Source organism: Bacillus haikouensis (genome assembly GCF_013179555.1).
GTDB lineage: Bacteria > Bacillota > Bacilli > Bacillales > Bacillaceae_B > Rossellomorea > Rossellomorea haikouensis_A.
The window spans coordinates 1-2446 of sequence record NZ_JABMCR010000435.1; the positions used below are offsets into that span (position 1 = coordinate 1).

Here is a 2446-nt window from a genome sequence, read left to right on the forward strand (position 1 = left end):
TCCAATGTCATACCTTGGTGACTCTCAACAGCATCCTTTAATTCATCCAATGTATGGTTTCTCGTCAGATAATTCGTTTCTACATAACTCCAATCCTTCTGATCGACAATGCCATCTAAATTGATGTCCGCAGAACGATCATCCGTCTGCCATTTTTCTTTCAGGTATAGCGCATCGAATATATCAATGACATCGTCTTGATTCACGTCACCTGCATACGTAAACGCAGTGATGGATGTCAATGTCCCGGTAATTTCTCCATCTTCCTCTTTATTCACCATGATTTCTTTAAAATATGTGAAGTGACCCGGGATATTCACTTTTAGTGTATATGGTTCAGGATTTACCGGTATGTTATCGAAACGGAAGCCTGCTCTATTAGTAATTCCAGCTGTGTATTCTTTTCCGTCTGGACTAATCAACGCAACGGAAGCACCAACTTTCGTATAGTCTCTCGAAAAATCAACGGAAGTGTCAGGATTTAAGAAACCTTGGCCGACAAATCCCCCACCGATGATACCCGTTTGTTTGAGTAGCTTCAAACCTTCAATATATCCTTGTGCTTGGATAGTGTCTCCATTCGTGTCAATGTATCGATTACTGGTAAAGTTGAACCCTGCAAAGTCAGTCCATTTCTTATCGGTCACTTTAAAGGTGACATCCAGCATTGGAAGTTCTCCTGTAATCTCTTGATCTCCGTTAAGGGTAAGGTCTACCTTTGCATTAGAAACTGAACCAATAGACATATCAGTTTGTACATCTACATCGTAACTGGATAACGCATCATTTTTTTTAATATCGAGGATTTCCATTGAATCAGTAAAGTATAAAGTGAACTTCGCTTCTTTTAATTGTTTAACATTGTTTGCCGTCATTGTAAATGTAACAGTGTCTCCAGGTTTAGCGGACTTCTTATCGTAGGTTCCTGTCATGTAGGAAGTACCTTCAGGAAGAAAATTATACGTCTTTTTTTCCGTTTTGTTCGTCGCAGCATCAAGGGCATCCAATCCTGCTATATTATATGTCTGTCTGACAAGAGGGATATCCATTTCAAACGTACCATCTTCATCGGGGAAGATTCTATATTCAGGAAGCATCGTGTACAAATATTCATAGATGAAATTATCTGCCTGACTAATGTTAATACCTGCATCTTGAATATCCTTTACTTCCTTGTCAATTAATGTTCCGGTTACTGGGTAGGATTCTTGATCTTCTGAGAATTCATAAACAAGTTTATCATCAATACTCGTTTTAAATTCTGGTTTCGTATTATCGACAAAAATGTCTTCTTCTTCAGTAAAGGTTCTGCCATTTTCATTCGTTGCAATAAATTTCAATTTATAGTGTCCTTGTTTGGCGAACATTTCCTTTAGGTGGACGGGATAATCCTCATCTCCTGTAAACGGATAATAATTCCCGCCATATCCGTACAGTCCATATGGGACACCGATTTGTAAGTCACTTCCATCGAAGTTTCCGACATATCCAATATCTTCACCTGTTTTTCCATCAGCTAACACAACATCCACTTGCTCCACGTTGGAATTTAACTGGAAACCAAAGGCAGCAACAGGGAAAAATCCAAAATAGCTTCCTGGATTGGTGGTTAATACTTGTTTATCAAATACTAAGAAATCAAATCCTTCTCCAGCAACACGGATCGAAAACGGTATTTGATAGATTTCATCTGAATCGTTTTCATTTTCATAGGTGATGTATCCTTCGTAAAACCCTTGATCTGCTGTTTTTGGAATCGTAACAAAGGCATTGGTTTTCTTAGATTTTCCGGGTTTAACCGAAATCTTCTTATCAAACCCAACCTGAACACCGTTCTTGTTTGCATCAAGGGAATGACTTGTAAATTCAACCTTTCCTGTGAAGGTTTTATTTTCCTTGCCATGATTGCTTACTTGTATTGTGCGCTGATCACGAATATGTTTCCCATCGTTGTATTGGAGACCAAAGCTGATGGAGCCTGTTTTCTCATCAATGATGACTTCTTCCCCATTTGCAATGTTGGTTGTTTCATCGATTACCTGGAATTGCATGGATGAATGGATCGCTTCATATGGATCGACTCTTCCTGCACCCACTTCAAAAACGCTATAATCCCCGTATAAAGGATCAGCCGTATTCATCAGGATTGTTTTTATGTCTTCTGGCTGTAAATCTGGATTGGATTCTAGTAGGAGGGCAGCGATCCCGGCTACTTGAGGAGCAGCCATGGAAGTTCCTGATAATCGCTGATACGCATACTCATAGTTGTCCACATCCTCAGGGTTTACCATGTAAGAAGGAACAGTGGATTGAACACCGACTCCAGGAGCTGTCACTTCAGGTTTGATATCATAATTAAATTTAGAAGGTCCTCTTGAACTGAAATCGGCTAGATGATCACCCTCTGTTTGAACGGTGCCGATTTTATTAAACATGAAGTCTTCAG

General features: G+C 39.5%; 1 protein-coding gene. It reads right to left on the reverse strand.

From position 1 onward, the window contains the following. On the reverse strand, positions 1-2435 hold a 2435-nt coding region (locus HP456_RS22745; RefSeq protein ID WP_216663396.1), incomplete at its 3' end, for a S8 family serine peptidase. Positions 2436-2446 lie beyond the last annotated feature (11 nt).